Below are 18,775 nucleotides of genomic sequence, written 5' to 3' on the forward strand. Positions count from 1 at the left end.
TCCTTAGGCCCGTGGATCGATCGCCAGCGCCGCTTCCACGGCACCTGCACTGGCTTGCAAGATTTCGACGTTGAGCCCGCCCGGCAGCTCGAGCCAGTTCGGCCCGGCGGGCAGTGCTTTGGCGCCCCACGCGTCAGCACGGGCGAGCACACCATCGTAATCGTCGACCATGATTCCAAGATGGGCGAGACGCCCCTCTGGCCCGACGAAATTCGGGTCGTCAATGAGCTGCACGCTTCCGAGCACCCACACCTGACGCGGACGCGCGCCATCGGCCGGTTGCTCGTCGCGAATAGTGAGACCAAGCACTTCACGAAAGAATCCGACATGACGATCAACGTCCGACACGCGGATCGCAACGTGTTCGACATAAGCGCGGGGTAGTGACATCGTCTCAGGCCTTTCCCGGATAATCGCGGCCGGCGTATTCGAGCCCTTTGACCAGTGCGACGAGGGTGGAGTTGACGGGGGTCGGCACGTTGAGCTTGGCGCCCCAACGCACGACGGAGCCGTGAATGTAATCGACCTCGGTCAGATTGCCGGACTGCAAGCTCTGCAACATCGACGTCTTGAACTCGGGCGGTAGCCCGGCGGAGGCCATCGTCCAGGCAAGGCGCGGATCGGCAATCGAAATCTTCACGCCGGCAGCTTGCGCCACCGCGATGCCCTCCGAGATTGCGGCCAGCGCGCAATCCTCCAGGATCGGCAGCGTATAGAGACCGCCATAAGTCAGACCGGTAACGGCGGTGATTCCGCCGCCGGCAACGTTGATGAAGAGCTTGTCCCACATCGTGCCCAGGATGTTGTCGCTGAGCAGCGTGAGAACGCCGGCACGATTGAACGTCTCGGAAATCCGCTGTGCGCGCTCGGTCAAGCGTCCATCGAGCTCGCCGATGATGGTTTCCTTGCCGACGACGCCGGAGCGAACATGACCGGGTCCGAGCAGCACGCCGCCAACATAGGTCTTCCCTGCCATGACCCTGTCACGACCGACTTCCTCCGAGAGGATGTCTTCGTGGCCAAGGCCGTTTTGCAGCGACATCACAACCGTCTGCGGTCCGATGATCGGCGCCGCGGCCCGGATCGCATCCCGCGTGTGATAGGATTTGACGAGGACGATGACGAGGTCCGCCACGTTGCCGACCTGGTCCGCGGAAATGCAGGCAGAGACCTTCACGACGGTCTCGGCGCCACTTTCGAGCAGCCGCAGACCACCGGCATTGATCGCGTCGACATGAGCCTGAAACGGATCGATCAACCAAACCTCGGCACCGCCGCGCGCCAGCGTGCCGCCGATGGTCGAGCCCAAGGCTCCCGCTCCGACAAAGCAGATCCTCATCCGAACGCTTCTCCCTCGCCGATTTTGGCGTTGGAAACGTGCTAGCAAGATGGGTTGTATTTGGATATGCTATGATCCTTATAACCATTATTGCAGTTCGCAATGAAGCACTTAGGCCCGTCCGAGACGAACCTGCTGGACCCGCGCCTGCTCAGGCTGTTCGACGCATTGTTCACCACGGGCAGCGTCACCAAGGCAGCAGAAAAGCTCGGGCAAAGTCAGCCGACTGTTTCGATCTGGCTGGCCCGCCTGCGAAAGGAATTGGACGATCCGCTGTTCATCCGCTCGGCTGAGGGCATGTTGCCGACCCCGCGCGCCGAGGCTCTCATCGGCACGGCCAGACAGGCATTGGAGATGCTGCGTCGTCTGGCGGAGCTTCGCTCTACGTTTGATCCAGCGAGCGCCAAGCGCCGCTTCGTCATCTGCATGACCGATGCGAGCCACATCACGCTCCTGCCCGCCATCCTCGCGCACGTTCGTCGCGTTGGTCCCGGCGTCCGCATCGAAGCAGCACAGATTGGTGCCGACACCCCCCGGATGCTGCAGTCAGGCGAGGCCGATCTGGCGCTTGGCTACATCTCGGACCTCGACGCCGGACACTTCCAGCAGGCACTGTTTCCGCAGGATTGGGTCTGCCTCGCTAACGCAAAACATGCCCGCATCCGCGACAGCATCACCACAAAGGATTTCAGGCGTGAGGCGCACGTCCTCATTCGCTCCGGCACCGGACATCAGTTGCTCGCGGACGCTCTAAAGGAGCAACGGATAGTCCCTGACGTTGCTCTTGAGCTCCCCGGCTTTTTGGGGCTACCCGCAATCGTCGGGACGACTGACCTGATCGCCACTCTGCCAAGGCACATCGGCGAAACCTTGGCTCACTACTACGGACTGCGCGTGCTCGATTGCCCGCTGGCGATCACCGGCTTTACCGTGAAACAATATTGGCACGCCCGCTTTCATCACGACCCGGCAAGTCAATGGTTGCGTGAGGTCTGCGGGGAACTCTTTCAACAGCAGCAAGTGCGGGGTCTACATCGGTCCGGTCGGCCAAAGAAGCGAATGCCACGCGATTTGCCGTCGTAATGGAGCGCTGCTTAATTCAACCCTCTTCACCGTCGGCGCCAGGTTTGCGGGAAAGAGCTGTCAATTTGGTGGTCCTTATCATCAGGCAGAAATGCAATTTGCGCGTCCGAAAATCCAGATTTACTTCTGGCACTTGGTCGCCCTGTACCAATGGGTCTGTTCGCGGTATCTCGTGAAACACAGGGAGAGTGGCGAACCTGCAATTTTTGACCTTTCCGCCTCGAACATCTGAGGCGGCATGTAAACACTCGCCCGCCTCCTGCTCTCATGAGTTCAGATCCCGCGGATGCGCGACAAGTCTGCTCACGCTGGACTGTGATGAGATTTTTCTTGATCTCCCGGCGCACACGTCGCGCACACGGCACTCTCTAACCGATTGAAAACCTGAAACTCTCGCTCCAGTCCATCATGGGGAAGTTTGAGCTAGCCCCAGCTACACAAACACACCTGGGTCGAAGTTCAGCAAGCCACGTCTTTCGATTGGTCGCAGCCCAATGGCATCAAGGAAAGATGATCGTTATGCTCTTCTTCGATCTGTTTGTCGCAAGATGGCCTCCTGTACCGTCTATCTTCGCCATGGTCCTCCACGCTTTACGCTCCCTTTTCAGGGGTCAAAGAGGGCACGATTTCGGTTACCGACCCGCTCGGGCCAAGAGATACTGGACTCCCCAGTCGGCACCCCGCCAATCTCTGGATTGCTTGCGCTTTTTGAAACGGAATGCCCCTCCACCTCCCTTTTCCGGGATGAACCCGGATCCCCCTTTTGCTGGGCCGCACCAATACCTTCCTAGGTCTCGGGCCGACCGCTTTGCACTCGGCGCCAGCCCCAAGCGGCTCGGAGGCTTCCCTCAACTTGAGGGGTCTTGGGTGGAGGCGTCGTGGCCTAAGGGATGGACCAACCGGCGGGCGGTGTGTAGCTCACTCGCTTCAACATCCCGAAAGGGACCAGAGCGATTTCGAATGTCATCTTGGGCAAGGCTCGCCCCCGCGCAGGAGCCAGCGCACCAGACGGCCTACTCAGGGAGCTCAAGGGAACAGAAAGGGTCGAAGGGGCCCCCTTTGCCCTAGGCGCCCTCCGAACTCGATCGGACCTTCGACCAAGGCTGCGACCAGGTAAATACGCGCATTAGTCACGCTTAAATCGGCTTACGAGGGCCTGCGCGTCAAGGTAGCCGCCTCATTCGTAGAGGCAAACAAGCTCAACATGCGTACACTTTTCCGCGCGGCCCAATTCGCGGATACTCTGCTCGGAATCGAGGAGGACCTTTGACCATTCTCAGTTAGCCCCGGCTCTTTTTTTCAGGGACAAGCAACTGATCCGGGGTGGTCTGTAGCGCCCGAGCCAAACGAGCCAGCACGACAATGGTCCAATTGCGCGTGCCGCGTTCGACCTGGCTGATGTAGGTCCGATCCAGCCCAGCCTCCAAGGCGAGGTCCTCTTCAGATTCCCAAAGCTCTGCACCTGCACCGGAATGCGTCGGCGGTACCCGGGACACAAGTCCTATGGCCTCGGCCAGCTCTGTGCGGCCTATGGCATCGCACTAGAAAATCACCACCGTGCGCTTTGCGACGCGCGCGCCTCGGCCGCGCGGCTGAATCTGATTAACCTCAAGCGGGACGAAGCGGCGGACCAGGCGAAAGCGGCTTAAGATCCGTTGATATTCACTCGCTCCCCATGGATGACGGGCTCGGGACGACCTCTACGCTCCGTAAGATCATCTACATCGCACTTCATCTCCCGGCAAAGGGGCGGCACTGACACGTTGCGCTACCCGTTGGGAGTTAGGCCCAGCAGGGCCGGCGCCCTCTTGCGTTGTTTTGCCGTCGGATGATGCTTTCGGCTTGGGCTGCCTAGAGACCGAAGCTCTCTCTCGCCGTGTAAGTCACGGCTTCGATCTTATTCCCATCTGGATCGCGCACGAATGCGCCATAGTAGTTGGCGTTGTAGTTGGCGCGGATGCCCGGCGCGCCTTCATCATTGCCTCCATGCGCCACAGCCGTTTGATGGAAGCGCCGAACTGTCTCGCGGTCAGGTGCCTGAAAGGCGATGTGGACGCCGTTGCCTGGAGCAGCAGGGCGACCGTCAACCGGCGTCTCGATGCTGAACACAATATCGGATGCCCCATAGTGCAGAGATGAGGCGGACGATTTGAGCAGTCGAAAGCCGATCAACGACATCAGCGGGGCGTAGAAGGCCTTCGCACGCGAAATGTCGTTGCTGCCAATGGACACGTGGTGGATCATTTGGTCATCGCCAGGCTGCGTTAGTTCACCTTTGCGACTAAGGTCTCCATCGCCTCACGCAGCTTTGTGACCTCAAACGGCTTCGTAAGAAGCGGAGACTTTGAAAAGCCGTCCGGAAGGCCGTCTGCCTTGTATCCGCTCATGAACAGGATCGGCAGACCTCGCGCCGCCACACTCTGCGCAACAGGCAGAATGTTCTCGCCGCCGACATTGATGTCGAGCAGCGCCACTTCGAAATCGGCCGAACAAGCAAGCGAACGCCCGTGGGTGACGTTGCCAGCTTCCGCCACTACCCGGTGACCAAGCTCCTCTAGCATCTCGACGATCATCATGCGAATGAGTGCTTCGTCTTCCACCAGAATCACTGCAACGCCCATGCAATCTCCCAATTTATCGGACGTTTAAGCGCGTCAGTCCGCTACTTCCAGACTTCCTCCCGGCATCTATCGCACTTATAGATCAACACGTTTCTGTCCTGCTTTATGTCGAACAGGGACGTCAAGTAGCGCGCCGGGATATTGCAGTTTGGGCACGGAGGCGCTGCGGGTAGCGGCGCCGCTGAAGGCCGCAATTCCTGCTGATTGGTCATAACTAAAACCTCGGTGATCCGAGGGTTCCTAAGTACCAAACTGCACATTTGTTCCAAACGGGTAAAAATGGCAGCGAACCTAACAAATGTTACAGAACGCGTAGTCAGTCACGAGCAACAACGCGATATGCAGGTGAGCGTGAGTCGCTGCATAAAAACGCCCCGCCATCGTCAAACCAGCCCCGGCGATGTGCGGGGCTTCTCCCATCCATCAACGGTTCACCACGCTCAAGGCATCAACCGGGCATATGGTCCAGCGCTTCATGAGGATTTTTGAGTGGACTATCGCGCCTTCACCAATGACAGCCTGACGATGTTGTACGAGAGCGTTCGTGGGGCGCTGTTGTCCGATGATGCGCAAAAGGCCGCAGGCGAGCCACCGCGCTTCCGAATTCGTGAGACGCCGGACTGGAAGCAGCACGCCGGAAATCTTGAAGCCGAGATGCTGAAGAGAGGAATGTATTTCGACATTATCGATTGGTCAGAAGACCAAGGACGATTGCCTCTTTAGAGCCGGGACCGCCGAAGAACTTAGGCTTCCCGTGTCACTTCGCGAGGGTCCTCGGGAGCGCGCAGAAGGGCGTCCAAGACTACGAGAACCGTTTGACGGGCCGCTTATGGCGCTCTCGTACGATGAACGAGTTCAAGATGAGCGGCGCGACGGGATACAGATATTTTGTCGCCGCTCTCTTCGGCCTCACGGCAGGAAGGCGGTTGCGAGCACGTAGAAGGCTACTGCCGTACCGAGGCAGCGCCGCCAGGGATTCACGCCACGCAAAATCTCGTCGGAGGCCCAGACCAGCAGCCCACCTTTGAAAGCCACCATCAGTGCCATGCTGAATCTACCGGCCGAAGGCCATACCCAGAGCAGAATGCCGGACGCAATGACCGTCCATAAGACGAGATTGGGCCACTGCGCGATTGTGATCCCACCCGTCTTACGGTCGCGGAAGAACCAGTCGAGGATCCGCCATCCGCTCAGAGCTCGGCCTCACCCTCTTCCCGCCCCTTCCAGTAAGTCACGCGGTTCGCCTTGATCTTGATCAAGACGATGCCCGGCGTATCCAAGCCTTGGTCGAACCACTTATTGAGATCGCTCGTCCAGTGCTGTTCGAAGGCCGCCTTATCTCGGATTAATTCCGCAGTGCCTTCGACGGCTACGTAAATCCCTTTCGAAAAAAGCCCGGACTCGGACGAGAAGCCGAGCGCCACCTTTGGATTTCGTTGGATATCCGACACCGCCCGGGCTTGTTCGTAGGTGAAATAATAGGACGTGCCGTCGTAGGTCACGTCGCCATTGTTGCTCATGGGGCGATTGGCTATTTCACCGTTTTGAGTATGCGTGGATAAGATCGCGATATCGATCCCGGCCATTTCCTTTGCGATATCAGCGAGTCTTCTCTGCTTCATATCAGTCTCTCCGTGTACAAACTCAAACCACGAGGAGGCCCGCCCGTTCCTGACCCACGAGATCTGTCCAATAGGCTGGGTCGTTGGTGGTCGCGACATCCGAAGGGCGGTGCGTCGCAATACGAATGGTACGTGGCCCGTACCGACGGCGGCCACCTGAGGCGGCCTCACTGCATCGGCCCGCGACGTTCATCGTCGGCAATCTCTTTGAGAAGATTATATTGGCTGGCAAGCCCGACAAAGCTGCCAGAGATGCTCCTGAGTACGCTCGCCATCCTTGGCGAGACGCCGGATTTGTTGGCTTGATCTTGGTACTGTCTTGCGAGCTTCAAGCATTCTTCTGCGGTTTTCATCACGATCCAAACACCCTGCACGGTGCAAAAGCATACCGCTATGGTGGCGGCCGTGCGCGGGCCTCTGGCCGCCCGGAGCACGACGACTTAGGCGGACCCTATTCTGCAGCCTCTTTGGCAGGCCGGATTCGCTCTGCTCGCCGAGCAAGGTCGTTATAGCGTTCGGCGACCTTGCGGAGCGTCTCTTTAGTCCGCCCCTCCTCGACATTGTCGGCCTTCAGCTGGAACTGCTTTGCCCGCTTTTGCCAGTATGCGGGCGAGTGCATTCGTTCGATGCCCATCAACCACGCCGTAAGCGCTTAATCCATAGCTGCTATTTCGGTTCAAAAAGTAACTTAGGATACTCATGATAATGCTTAAATCGACTGTCAGCCTAAGAGTTCGACGACCTGTGGGCCATTGACGAACTTCCGTTTGCGGAAAGCCTATCTCGCCGGGCAGAGGCAGTTCGGGATTTGGTGCGGCGCGGACATGCAATTGGAACCCCAACGGGCGGACTAACGCGCTTCTCGCGGGACCAAGGCGACAGCTGCGGTCAGACATAACTTAAGATAATCTCGGAACTCCGGGGATCTTTCCGAGTTTTCCCGATACTGGATGAGGACGAATGACGCACCACTCGGGAGGTGGTCGGCCCCAGCTTTTCGCGGAGCTGGGGCCGTTTCGTTTCAGGATGACCGTCAGGAACTAGCTGCTGGCGGCCTGCTTATGTCTGCGGTGACTGCCTCTGTCCCACGAGGCGAGAGCCTGTCCGCGTCGGCCCAGCACCAACCAAGCCCCCAGGCCCGGTGCTGGGTCTACCGGACGACAGACTGCAGCCAAAGATTTGTTAGAGCACGCAATGAGCCTCGGGGCGAAGGATGCGCCCTGGCGCGCAGAGTTGAGTCAGTGCGTTGCGGTCCCCACGCTCTCCTCGCGACCAGCCTCGGAAGGCGCTCGGGCCGCTCAACTCCGAACTTGACGTACCGGTTCGGCAAAGGCTTGGAAACGAGCCTCCATCGATGGGTAGGTCCCGTGGAGCTTGACGAACACAATTCACGCATTGGTCGATAGCAACGGAGCGCCAGGCCGGCTGGCGCTCCGCCGCTCAGCACTGCCCCGAGTTCATTTTTAACCTCGGAGGGCTGCCTTGACTGCGGGCGCGATCGCAGGATGCTTTCCGATGGCGTCACTGCACGCAAACCACCTATTTCTATCTGGCATCTCGGATACGTTTAACCCGCGTCACTCGCCGCAAAACCCGCGACAGTTCCTCGGCCGCATAGGGCTTCTGAACGAGGTCGAACCCATGGCGGCCCTCTTCGGCGAGGACCTCGCTATAACCCGAGGTCAGAACAACCGGCACTTGGGGGTGGCGGCGCCGAATCTCTCGACCAAGGTCAACTCCGTTCATTCCTGGCATGATCACGTCGGAGAACACCACGTCGAACCTGTCGGCTTCGTCGAGAAGCTTAAGCGCCTCTGCTGCATTCGTCGCAAGGGTCGTGTCGTAGCCGAGGTCGGCCAGGATCTGGGTGGAAGACTGTCCAACTTCTATATTATCTTCCACGACTAGCACTCGGGGACCGCGGTCGCTTTCCGTCAGCGTGTCGACTTGATTGATGTTTATCTCGGGTCGCTCTTTTTCAGATGCTGCACCGCCCGCGGCGCGGGGAAGGTAGAGAGTAAAAGTGGTGCCCCGGCCCACTTCGCTTTCGACTGCGACATCGCCGCCCGATTGCTTGGCAAAGCCGTAGACCTGGCTAAGGCCCAGGCCCGTTCCCCTACCCACTTCCTTCGTGGTGAAGAACGGCTCGAAGACGTGGGCGAGCTTGTCCATTGGGATGCCTGAGCCCGAATCAGTCAGCGACACGGCGACGAAAGGATTGGGACTTCCGGCGTGGCCGCGTACGGGCGGCATCGCGGCGATCTCGTCGATCCGGATCTGCAGAAAGCCCTCGCCGTTCATCGCGTCGCGCGCGTTCACAGCCATATTGACCAGCGCGGTCTCGAATTGACTAGCATCGGCTTCGATGAGGCAGTCCTCACACGATATCTCCGTCTCGATACGAATGCGCGATCCGACGATCGTCCGGAGCATATCGGTAATGGCATGCACGCGATCGGCGGCGTCAAACACCTCCGGTTTGAGCGCCTGACGCCGGGCGAAAGCGAGAAGTTGACCGGTGAGCTTCGAGGCTCGATCTACCGTATCGGAAATCGCGTCCACATAGCGGCGCCGGCGCTCCTCAGCGAGACCGGGACGACGTAACAGGTCAGTGGAGCTCTTGATGATAGTGAGCAGGTTGTTGAAATCGTGGGCTACGCCGCCCGTGAGTTGACCGACTGCCTCCATCTTCTGAGCTTGTCGCAAGGCCTCCTCGGCCTGCATCAGTTCGGCGGTACGTTCGGCAACGCGTTGTTCCAGGTAGGTAGCGAGCTCCCGAATCTCCCTCTCAGCACGCCTGCGCTCGACGGCGGTTCGCGTGCGCTCAGCGACTTCGCGGATCAACTCGAGTTCGTCGAGCGTCCACTCGCGCGCCGTTGCGTGATTTAGGTAGAGCAATGCGACGAACCCGCCCTGTTCGGTTACAGGCATGTTGACGACGGATTGCGCGCTGATCGCTTTCAGAGCTTGAGCGGTCGCCGCGGTGCGTGGGTCCTTTTCTGCATCGGGGAACACCACCGTTTCGCCACGCTTGAGGTCCTCGATATACGAACCATAGTCCCGAAAGCGCAGTACGCCGGCGAGACTCCTGATTCCAGGCGCGTTCCAGTCACGCTCGATTCTGATAGTCTCGGCCTGTTTGTCGATCGTGCCGTAGCCTGCCCGGCTTACGCCTAGCGTTCGCCCCAGTATCTCGGCCGCGGCGTAAGAGAGTTCGGTCGGATCTTCAACGTCACGAATGCGGTCAGATAGCTCAAGCAGCGCGACACGGCGCGCTTCGGCCAATCTTCGGTCCGTCTCGTCCCGCGCAATCTTAATGAACCCTCGTTCGCGCCCTAAGTCGTCACGAGGGAGGGCCCGCATTGACCCTCTCAGGAACACACGCGAGCCGTTGGCTCGCTGATGCCAACGCTCGTCAGCGGCGATGCCGTTGCTACGTGCGGTGTCAATCTCAGCTTCGGGCTGCCTCGATGCGCGGTCTTCGGGCGTGAAGATAGTGTCGGCTGAGCGACCCATCATCTCGGTAGCCTTCCAGCCGAAGATCGCCTCCGCACCTACTGACCAGCTGGTCACGCTGCGCTCTGGGTCGGTGGTAATGATGGCATAGTCCTCGGCGCTGTCGACGACGAGCCGTAATCTTTCTTCACTCGCCCGCAGCGACTCGAGCCTAGCGCGGGCCTCGTACTGACGGTGCCGGCTCCGCAGGGCCGCGCGCGCGAGGCTGACGAGGGTCGTCGGATGAAAGGGACGCTCCAGAAACGTAACGTTGCCCAGCAGTTCGAGAAAACGCTGCGCGGCCGGATTGCGCTCCAGACCGGCGCCTCCAGTCGTCAGCAGCACAAAGGGCATATCCGACCAGTCTTCTTGATCGACCAGCCAGGCACGGAGAGGCGCGAGGTCTGCCGTAGCTAATGCTTCCTCGGTGACAACGACGAAGCCGGCGCCAGCATTCAGTTCCGCGATGAGCGCGGGCAACGACGGACACGTATCAGCGGTAACTCGCGCCTCGCGCAGGATCGTCGACGCAAGTAGCGCGTCGCGCCCTCGCGGCGCAAGTACCAGTCCTCGCTCCGAGATAGTGCTACGTTTCACGATTTCTCCGCCTTGAGCAGCTGCGCCTCCTCGCCGACCAGCGCGGGCACACCACTCAAGACACCCTGGAAGTTCGTCAGCGGGCCGCCCAACGTGAGGCCGCGCCGATCGATGAGGAACTCCCTGATCGTGTCCTCATGAGAACCGGTCCGCTTCTTGACGATCGAGATGGCCCGGCGCACACGACCAAGAGCCTCGAAATAGCGTAGCAGGATTACGGTGTCGGCCAGATAGGTGACGTCCACTGGCACCCGCGTGTCACCGACGAGCCCGTGCTGAGCAACGATGAGAAATGTCGTGGCACCTTGGCGGTTCAGGTACTGCAAGAGCTCATGCATATGAAGAACCAGGGCGTGCTCGCCGGGCATCGCGGCTTGGTAGCCGTTGAGACTATCAATTATAACCGTCTGAGCGCCGTGTATCTCGACGCAGCGCCGTACGCGGGAGGAAAACTCGCCCGGCGTCAGTTCGGCTGCATCGATTTGCTCGATAATGAGATGGCCGGCATCGACCATCGCCTGCAGATCGACATTAAGTCCTTTCGCGCGTTTGAAAAGGATGCCCAATTCCTCATCGAAGACGAACATGGCTGCCCGCTCGCCGCGATTGGCTGCGCCTTGGACGAATGTGAGAGCAAGTAGCGATTTGCCCGTACCTGCTGGTCCGAGAACGAGGACGCTCGAACCACGCTCCACACCACCGCCCAAAAGAGCATCAAGTTCGCCAGATTCAGTTTTGAGAACATCACGAGAGTACGTCGCTTGGTGCTCGGCCGATACAAGCCGCGGGAAGACTTGAACGCCCCCTGTCGCGATCGTGAAATCGTGGAAGCCGCCGCGAAAACGTCGCCCGCGATACTTTATAACGCGCATGCGTCGCCGCTCGGCGCCGTATTCGGGCGCGGTTTCTTCGAGCCGGATCACGCCATGTGCAACGGAGTGTACCGTCTTGTCATTCAGATCAGTGGTCAGATCGTCTAGAAGGAGAACGGTCGCGTTGACGCTTGAAAAATAGTGTTTAAGGCTCAGGATCTGGCGCCGGTAGCGCAGCGAGCTCTGGGCCAGCAGCCTTATCTCGGAGAGGCTGTCAAGCACGACCCTTTCCGGCTTCACTCGCTCGACGGCTTCGAAGATGCGCTTCGTCGTCTCGCCGAGCTCCAGATCAGAGGAATATAGCAGGCTCTGCTGCTGGTTCTCGTCGAGGAGGTTCTCTGGCGGTATGAGCTCAAAGACCTCAACGCCCGACAAATTCCACCCGTGCGAGCCGGCGCCGTCGCGCAACTCGGTCTCGCTTTCTGATAGGGTTATATAGAGGCAACGCTCTCCAGCTTCAGCGCCCGCTATAAGGAACTGCGTCGCGACTGTCGTCTTTCCAGTGCCTGGTGCTCCCTCAAGGAGGAATGCCCGCCCACGCTGAAGGCCTCCCCCGAGCACATCATCCAACCCCTGAATACCTGTCTTAGCTTGATCTTCGATCCGTCGCGACACACGGTTGCCCTGTTTCCTGCTGCATTTGCATAAAGTACCGGAATCGACCAGGCATGAGTGCCAAGCGGAAATGAATTTGGTGCACCAGCGACCCCGGAATTGGCTGTCTAATGGAAGGCTGGCGAGAGCCTAGCCCACGAGCACAAACGCCCTCGCCGCGACCTCGGTTCCCGCGGGCCTGTGGCCGCAACGATCGGACGCCTAGCGCTTCTACCTTGAATTAATTAACTCAGTGAAGCAATTTGATCGCCACAACCACCGTGGCCGGACAAGAGTCTTGGTCAGTCCGGCGCAAGTGGCAACCTCAGGCCCTCGTCCGATTAATCGTCGATGTTTTTTGGGGTTTAACTCTCTCAGCCATCGCCGGCACAATTGCGCAGAGCAGAAGAAACAGAGCGCGCGCGGCCTTGTACCGGGCCGCCGCGCGACTGCATCAGAGCCGGACATCACGACCCCTCCACCGTTCGCCCGTACAGCCCACTTCCAACGACTGCGTCCTCGACGTTTCGTCACGATGTCGAACGCCGTAAAGCCGTCGTCGTCGTTCACCCAACTCATGCAGCCATCCGCTCTGACATACCGCGTTGCAACTGATCGAGAAGGCGCTGTTCCCGCTCGATGCGGGTCAAATAGAGGTCCCTCTCCTTTTCGGTCCTGGCCCGCGTCAGAAGAAGGCGGTAGTGGTCGATGATCTTTTCGCTGCCGCGGATCAAGACGGCCCGGAGGTCTGTCATGACGCCGCCTCTAGGCTCGCCGGCGGCTCGGCACTGGCCCGCGCCGTCAAGGCGACCTGATAAGAGCTGGAGGTCAAAGCCTCAAGCGCGGTCTGCTCCTCCGAAAGACGCCTTTCAACGAACTGGCGCTCACGATCAGACAGATGCGTCGCGGCGAGTCGCCGATAGCGCTGGATATTATTGCGGTGCGCCCGGATGCGAGCGAGTTGTTCATCGAGCATCCTTGTTTCGAGATAGCGTTCGGAAAGTCCGGCGGACCGATGAATCATCTCCATGACCGGCCTCCTAGGCTGCAGCGCGCTCTGTCCGGCGCAGTCGCATGGGTTTCCCGCCTGGCGGATCGCGAGGGACATGGTCCAGCGCGCAGAGCGCTTCGAGGATTTGGTCGATTGTCACGGGAGCCTTTAATTCCTGCGGCGCCCGCAAGGACGGACAGGACGGCATGGCGGAAGCGTCTGAGGCCCATGACGCAAGGATCGCCCGCTTCTCGGCCAAGCACAGCGTCGGATGTGATACGATCTCGCAGGGACTTTCGAAGACGGCGTGGAGATCGACAATTTTGTCGTGAGCGGTCGTCGGCCGCATGGTTACCTCCGTTTCTATGACGAGTGGGGTGCCACGCGGGGCTCGCCCGCGCGGCTCGATTGATCGGTCAGGCCGTTCAGGCAGCTTCGGATTCAATCTGAGTCAGATTGCCCTGCGAAGAGCCGCCGATGGTGATGCGCCGCGGCTTCTTCGCCTCCGGAATCTCCCGCTGCAGGTCGATGACGAGGAGGCCGTCTTCGAAGCGCGCGCCCTTGACCTCGACGTGGTCGGCGAGCGTGAACTGTCGCTTGAAGCTGCGGGTCGAGATGCCGTGATGCAAGAAGGTGCGGCCCTCCTTGTCGCCCTTGCGGCCCTCGAGGGTGAGCACGTTCTGCTCGACCGTAAGATCGACCTCGTCCGGCCTGAAGCCGGCGAGCGCGACCGAGATCTGGAAGCGATTCTCGTCGAGGCGCTCGATGTTGTACGGGGGATAGCTTTCCTCACCCACGCGTTGGGCGGCTTCGGCAAGGTCGAAAATACGGTCAAAGCCGATGGCCGACCGGAACAGGGGCGAAAAATCTACAGTGCGCATAGCCAGATCCTCCAGGGAGCAAAATGGTTACGAGCGGCACCGGACACGACCGGTGCCCGTCTCAACTACGGGACCCTGACGGCATCCCGATCATCGTTTGATGACGCCCATAGAATTGAAAAAGTCGAAAAAAGTTTCAAGGGGCCAAGCAAAAAAATTTTCGCCCCCCGGCCAAGACGGTTAACTGGGACAGGTCAGCACTCGCCCTTTCCGGTGCGAGCCGAAGCGGTCATTGCAAAGAACGCTGTCGCCGCGTTCGATAGGCCGCCTTATGGCCCCCTCTGGATAGGCCTATGCCAATTCAAATGTCTCCAAATCGGCAGCACGCCAGGCAATACTCGCTCCGGCTGCGGATTTTGAGTTGAAGCCGAAGCCGCTCGAGGCCGGATCGTAAACTGGCAGCCGCGGCGGCCAGTTATCATTCGGCGAGCCCTAGTGGTGCATCTTCTTAGCGCGCTCCGGCGGCAGCAGTACCGCATCGATGACATGGATGATGCCGTTCGACGCTTCTATGTCCGGCTGGATGACGTGAGCATCGTTGACGCGAACGCCGAGACTTCCATCCACGCTGACGGACTGGCCCTGAACTGTTACGACCTTCAGCGACTTACCGGAAACATCGGCAGCCTTCACACGCCCCGGAATGACGTGATACTTCAGAACAGCCGCCAGTTTGGCTTTGTTCTTCAATAGTGATTCGACGGTGCCTGGGGGCAGCTTCGCAAACGCTGCGTCGTTTGGCGCGAACACAGTAAACGGCCCCTTGCTCTTGAGGGTATTCACAAGACCTGCGGCTTTCACTGCCGTCACCAACGTAGTGAAGGAGCCGGCGGATACCGCCGTATCCACGATGTCGGCGGCACGTGCAGCGGACGGACCAAACAGAGCAGCGGCCATGGCCACTCCGGCCACCAATGAGCGGATTGCGGGCGTCATCAAATACTCCAGATGTGGGAGGCGAGCCGAGGCAATGGATGCACCCCATCGCGCATCCATTGTCCGATCGATTTCGATCGGCCCAAATGATACGAAGGCTCGCGACGGCTGGATCACTGCCCTTCGATAAATTTAACGGATCAGATGATCGAGACGCTGCGCCGAAGCATCATCGTTGGCAGCCGCGCCTGACGGGCCGCTCGCAACTTCGCAGATGGGCCAAGCCGAACATTGATGATTGAGGCGAATATCTTCCTTCATATGGGCAGGAGCACAATTTCCGAATAAAGCCTGTCGAGTTCGCTGGCGACGGTCAATGGCGAGCGGAAGCACGTGCTCATCGGAAGTACCACGCCACGTGGCCGGACTGGGAAGAGTCGCGTCTCCGCGACGAGTGCTGCCGTTCGCTGCCGGCGCAGGATCGCGAGCTTGACGCACTCGAGATGCCGCATCAAAAGAGCCGGTGCACTACAATGCAGAATGTCCGAATAGGGGATTAGCCGCGGCAGAAACCGTGCCAGCCCTCCCAACCGGCTCGCTGCAAGACGATGTTCGCGGCGCTTCACCACGAGATAAGCGTGATCGGGCCCGTCGATGATGACGAGTTGCAGGCAATCGTAGGGCGCGTGATCGTCGAAGATTTGCTTTTGGTGGCTGGTCAGTTTCTCGCGGACCAGCACCGGATCGAAGCAGACCAGCGCCCGGGTCGAGGCGAACAAGGTCGCGGCCTGCAGCAATGGCGGCATGGCAATGCGTTGCGATTCCAGCGGTTTGAAGCGCTGCGCCATGAGGGCAGCCCAGGATGACGGCTGCGCGGTAAAGCACGTATATGTGGCGTTCGCGTCGTCCAGGATCGAGGCGAGCAATGCCATGCCCCAGCCGCGGTACTGCGCGTTTACAACCCAGGAAGACAGATTGCGGACAAGGATCGTCGCGTCGTTCACCTGCCGCGAGGCTGCAACAGCCCCGATGAACCCGACCAGGGCGCTGCCGTCGAAGAGCATGAAGCCCCGCTCGTGATCCGACCAGCCATGATTGAACAGGCGGCGCCATGACGTCGCCTCGATGCGCGACTCGCAAAACGCTTCTTCAAGAAAGCGGCAGACCCGCTCCACGTCCTCAGGGCCCACGGCACGGACGTACAGGCCCGATCGCCCAAGCTGCCGATCCGTCAGAGCTTCCGCGCCGGAGAGGACTGCAGACAGCCCTTCGATTGACGGCGCGCACAGAAAGGCCGAAAGCGGCACTGGCTGCCCCGCATAGGTTTCGATCTCGAGGAGTAGGCTCACCAAGGCCAGGGAGTCAGCGCCTGAGTCCAGAAGGTTGTCGGACAAGCCGATGGGAGCAATGTCCAGCACGCGCTCGCAGATTGCCCGCAGGTCTCTCGGCAGCCGCTCGGGGTCGGGGATCATCCGGCTGGCCGCGGCCGGCTCCGGAGACGCGCTGAGGGTTCGATGTCCCCTGAGAACCGGATGGTTGCGAATGGCACCAAGGCATTCCGGGTTCTGCAGGGCATCCCGATTCCGTACAGAGCGGCCATTCAGCGCATCTCGCGCTGCGACTTCGGAACGCTTGCCGTTAAAGGTGACGGGAAGCGCCTCGACCTGTGCGACACAGGCCGGCACGAAAGCCGGCGAGCCACAGCGTGCAAGCTTCGCGCGGATGTACCTGGTCAATGGCTTGTCGAGCACCACGTCTTTGCGCAGCACGAGCAAAAGGACCATGCGAGTGCCGCCTGGCTCGTCTGCGGCTTGTTGCTCGACCGCCATCGCCTCGACGATCCCATCGATGTCATCGAGGATGCGGTAAATCTCCGCCGTTCCGATGCGGATGCCGCGCACATTGAGCACGCCGTCTGAACGACCGTGCAAGCGCCAGCCCCGCTGAGGCGTGGCCTCGATCAGATCGCCATGTGTCCAAAAGCCTCGGTTCTGAGCAAAGTAGGCGGCGTGGAAGCGCGTGCCGTCGGCATCGCCCTGAAAGCCGAGTGGGCGCGAGGGAAAAGGATTGGCACAGACCAGCTCGCCAATTCTTGCCTGCGGATCGTCGGGGGGCGGCAGCGAGCGGACATCAAGGCCGAGGCTGCGGCACTGTACCTCGCCGCGATGGACCGGCAGATCCGGATTGCCGAGGACGAAGCAGCCGATGATGTCGGTGCCACCCGAGATCGACTGCAGTGGGATTGACGTCTTCACTTTGCTGCTGACCCAGTCGTACTGGCGCGGATACAGGATGGAGCCAGTCGAGAGCATGGCGCGCAAGGCGGAAAGGTTGAACACTTGGCCGGGGCAGAAACCCCTCTGCTCGCAGAAGTGCAGATAGGCAGGATTGGTGCCAAAAACGGTCACGTGCTCCTCGGCAACGATCCGCCAGAACGTGTCTGCCGCCGCGAGCGGTCCGTCATAAAGGACAATCTCGGCGCCCGAAGCCAACGCGGAGAGCTGCCAATTCCACATCATCCAACCACAGGAGGTCTGGAAGAACAGCTTGTCACCGGGCCTGAGATCACAGTGCAGCCGGTGCTCTTTCAGATGCTCCAGCAACGTGCCGCCGGTGCCGTGCTGGATGCACTTCGGCGGGCCCGTGGTGCCCGAAGAGAACATCGTGAACAGCGGATGGTTGAATGGGTGACGGGGCCAGCGTGGCTCATCATTGCCAACATCTACATCACAAAGCAGGTCGGTAAGACTGTGCAGCGGTGCCATCTCCTCGTCGAGATCAAGCGAGCCATCGTCCAGCGCAATGATCGCCGCGAGGCTCGGCAAGTCGGCCGCCGCTTCGAGGACGCGGTCGGCGACGGGAACTCCAGCATCCCATCGCTCCGCTCGAAGGCAGCCGAAGAGCACCACGGGCTTGAGAAGGGCGAAGCGCGCCATGATGGCAGGCACGCCCATGTCCGGCGCGCAGCTGGCGAAAGTCGCGCCAATGGCGGTGGTCGCCAGACAGGCAATGACCGTCTCGGCATTATTGCGTGCGATGGCAACGACGTGGTCGCCTGGGCGCACCCCTAGGCCCTGCAACGACTTCGCCAGTCGAGCAACGGTGAGGCGCAACGCACCATGCGTGAACCGCTCGCAGCTGCCGTCGGCATGGCACGCGGTCAGGGCCGGCTGGTCGGTACTGCCGGTGAGGAGACACTCTACGTAGTTGAGACGGAGACCCGGGAAGAAGCGCGCTGTCTCGCAGGCATCGCCGACGCAGACAGGCTCGGCTGCACCGTCCCGCGGCAAGTCCGACCATTCGAGGAAGTATCGCCAGAAGCCGCGGTAGTCCTCGACCGAGAAGCGGTCCATCGCAGCGTGATCGCGCAGTTGCCGCCCCGTTCGGACCTCACACCATTGGCGGAAGGCTGTGAGCTGAGACTGTGCGACGCCATGCGCATCGGGACGGAACACTACTTCCTCCCCCCTCACCCCGAAGGCACGGAACAAGAAACCTTTGAGGTACCTGAACGTCAGGATAGGCTTCCCATCCCGTGAAAAAATCATCCAGATGGGGTATTTGTCGGATCGACGCAACGAGCCCCAGGCTGGCGGGAGTACTCCGTAATACCGACAACAAGTCGCATTCTGGATTTGGTACAGGCCGGAGGCCTGCGGCCTAAGGCGCGCGACACTTAATTCGGGTGCGCGGACATCACGTACTTCACGTTTTGCGTGACCCATGACTTACCGGCAACCGCCGATAGACCATGGGAAATGACGAGACTTCGCACTTGCAACATGGAATATGTTTGAGCAGACC

General features: G+C 60.1%; 19 protein-coding genes. 2 read left to right on the plus strand and 17 right to left on the minus strand.

Features of this window, described 5'->3' with window-relative positions; all coding sequences use genetic code 11:
* Window positions 1-3 precede the first annotated feature (3 nt).
* Window positions 4-390 carry a VOC family protein gene (locus A7X65_RS39380; protein WP_063694795.1) on the minus strand — a complete coding sequence of 129 codons (387 nt, stop codon included), beginning with the start codon at window positions 388-390 and terminating at the stop codon, window positions 4-6.
* Between the two features lie 4 nt (window positions 391-394).
* Complete coding sequence (locus A7X65_RS39385; RefSeq protein ID WP_063694796.1) at window positions 395-1,339, minus strand: ketopantoate reductase family protein; 945 nt, start codon at window positions 1,337-1,339, stop codon at window positions 395-397.
* Between the two features lie 102 nt (window positions 1,340-1,441).
* Here A7X65_RS39385 and A7X65_RS39390 point away from each other — a divergent pair, with 102 nt between their 5' ends.
* Window positions 1,442-2,422 (plus strand): LysR family transcriptional regulator, encoded by a 981-nt coding sequence (locus tag A7X65_RS39390; protein WP_063694797.1) that lies wholly within the window; start codon window positions 1,442-1,444, stop codon window positions 2,420-2,422.
* A 1,280-nt stretch (window positions 2,423-3,702) separates the two neighbouring features.
* On the opposite strand, the gene A7X65_RS39395 is transcribed toward A7X65_RS39390, so the two are convergent.
* From A7X65_RS39395 to A7X65_RS39405, 3 genes are all read right to left on the minus strand, one after another.
* Window positions 3,703-3,918: a helix-turn-helix domain-containing protein gene (locus A7X65_RS39395; protein ID WP_245324070.1), complete on the minus strand. Its 216-nt coding sequence runs from the start codon at window positions 3,916-3,918 to the stop codon at window positions 3,703-3,705.
* Between the two features lie 355 nt (window positions 3,919-4,273).
* On the minus strand, window positions 4,274-4,666 hold the full coding sequence (locus tag A7X65_RS39400) for a VOC family protein (RefSeq protein ID WP_063694799.1): 393 nt from the start codon (window positions 4,664-4,666) through the stop codon (window positions 4,274-4,276).
* 20 nt (window positions 4,667-4,686) lie between these two features.
* Entirely contained in the window at window positions 4,687-5,043 is a 357-nt protein-coding gene (locus A7X65_RS39405; RefSeq protein ID WP_063694800.1) for a response regulator, read from the minus strand.
* A 489-nt stretch (window positions 5,044-5,532) separates the two neighbouring features.
* Here A7X65_RS39405 and A7X65_RS39410 point away from each other — a divergent pair, with 489 nt between their 5' ends.
* Window positions 5,533-5,766, plus strand: coding sequence for a hypothetical protein (locus tag A7X65_RS39410; RefSeq protein ID WP_063694801.1), 234 nt, complete (start codon window positions 5,533-5,535; stop codon window positions 5,764-5,766).
* Window positions 5,767-5,952: 186 nt separating this feature from the next.
* On the opposite strand, the gene A7X65_RS43760 is transcribed toward A7X65_RS39410, so the two are convergent.
* From A7X65_RS43760 to A7X65_RS39465, 12 genes are all read right to left on the minus strand, one after another.
* Window positions 5,953-6,090 carry a hypothetical protein gene (locus A7X65_RS43760; protein ID WP_347336402.1) on the minus strand — a complete coding sequence of 46 codons (138 nt, stop codon included), beginning with the start codon at window positions 6,088-6,090 and terminating at the stop codon, window positions 5,953-5,955.
* A 143-nt stretch (window positions 6,091-6,233) separates the two neighbouring features.
* Complete coding sequence (locus tag A7X65_RS39420; protein WP_063694803.1) at window positions 6,234-6,665, minus strand: pyridoxamine 5'-phosphate oxidase family protein; 432 nt, start codon at window positions 6,663-6,665, stop codon at window positions 6,234-6,236.
* Between the two features lie 167 nt (window positions 6,666-6,832).
* Window positions 6,833-7,021 carry a hypothetical protein gene (locus A7X65_RS39425; protein ID WP_145658324.1) on the minus strand — a complete coding sequence of 63 codons (189 nt, stop codon included), beginning with the start codon at window positions 7,019-7,021 and terminating at the stop codon, window positions 6,833-6,835.
* Between the two features lie 95 nt (window positions 7,022-7,116).
* On the minus strand, window positions 7,117-7,299 hold the full coding sequence (locus tag A7X65_RS39430; RefSeq protein WP_063694805.1) for a hypothetical protein: 183 nt from the start codon (window positions 7,297-7,299) through the stop codon (window positions 7,117-7,119).
* Window positions 7,300-8,210: 911 nt separating this feature from the next.
* Window positions 8,211-10,757, minus strand: a complete 2,547-nt coding sequence (locus A7X65_RS39435; protein ID WP_245324072.1) for a response regulator — start codon at window positions 10,755-10,757, stop codon at window positions 8,211-8,213.
* Window positions 10,754-12,244 (minus strand): ATPase domain-containing protein, encoded by a 1,491-nt coding sequence (locus A7X65_RS39440; RefSeq protein WP_208608650.1) that lies wholly within the window; start codon window positions 12,242-12,244, stop codon window positions 10,754-10,756. The genes A7X65_RS39435 and A7X65_RS39440 overlap by 4 nt, the downstream gene beginning before the upstream one ends.
* A gap of 554 nt (window positions 12,245-12,798) precedes the next feature.
* Window positions 12,799-12,978 (minus strand): hypothetical protein, encoded by a 180-nt coding sequence (locus tag A7X65_RS39445; protein ID WP_063694806.1) that lies wholly within the window; start codon window positions 12,976-12,978, stop codon window positions 12,799-12,801.
* A complete protein-coding gene (locus A7X65_RS39450; RefSeq protein WP_245324073.1) occupies window positions 12,975-13,253 on the minus strand; it encodes a hypothetical protein in 279 nt (92 codons plus the stop codon). The genes A7X65_RS39445 and A7X65_RS39450 overlap by 4 nt, the downstream gene beginning before the upstream one ends.
* A 10-nt stretch (window positions 13,254-13,263) precedes the next feature.
* A complete protein-coding gene (locus A7X65_RS43485; protein ID WP_082885235.1) occupies window positions 13,264-13,563 on the minus strand; it encodes a hypothetical protein in 300 nt (99 codons plus the stop codon).
* Window positions 13,564-13,639: 76 nt separating this feature from the next.
* Window positions 13,640-14,095: an Hsp20 family protein gene (locus tag A7X65_RS39455; RefSeq protein ID WP_063694807.1), complete on the minus strand. Its 456-nt coding sequence runs from the start codon at window positions 14,093-14,095 to the stop codon at window positions 13,640-13,642.
* A 432-nt stretch (window positions 14,096-14,527) separates the two neighbouring features.
* Window positions 14,528-14,992, minus strand: a complete 465-nt coding sequence (locus A7X65_RS39460) for a fasciclin domain-containing protein (RefSeq protein WP_063694863.1) — start codon at window positions 14,990-14,992, stop codon at window positions 14,528-14,530.
* Between the two features lie 296 nt (window positions 14,993-15,288).
* Complete coding sequence (locus A7X65_RS39465; protein WP_167358346.1) at window positions 15,289-18,426, minus strand: acetoacetate--CoA ligase; 3,138 nt, start codon at window positions 18,424-18,426, stop codon at window positions 15,289-15,291.
* Window positions 18,427-18,775: the final 349 nt, after the last annotated feature.

This window comes from Bradyrhizobium stylosanthis, from assembly GCF_001641335.1.
Lineage (GTDB): Bacteria > Pseudomonadota > Alphaproteobacteria > Rhizobiales > Xanthobacteraceae > Bradyrhizobium > Bradyrhizobium stylosanthis.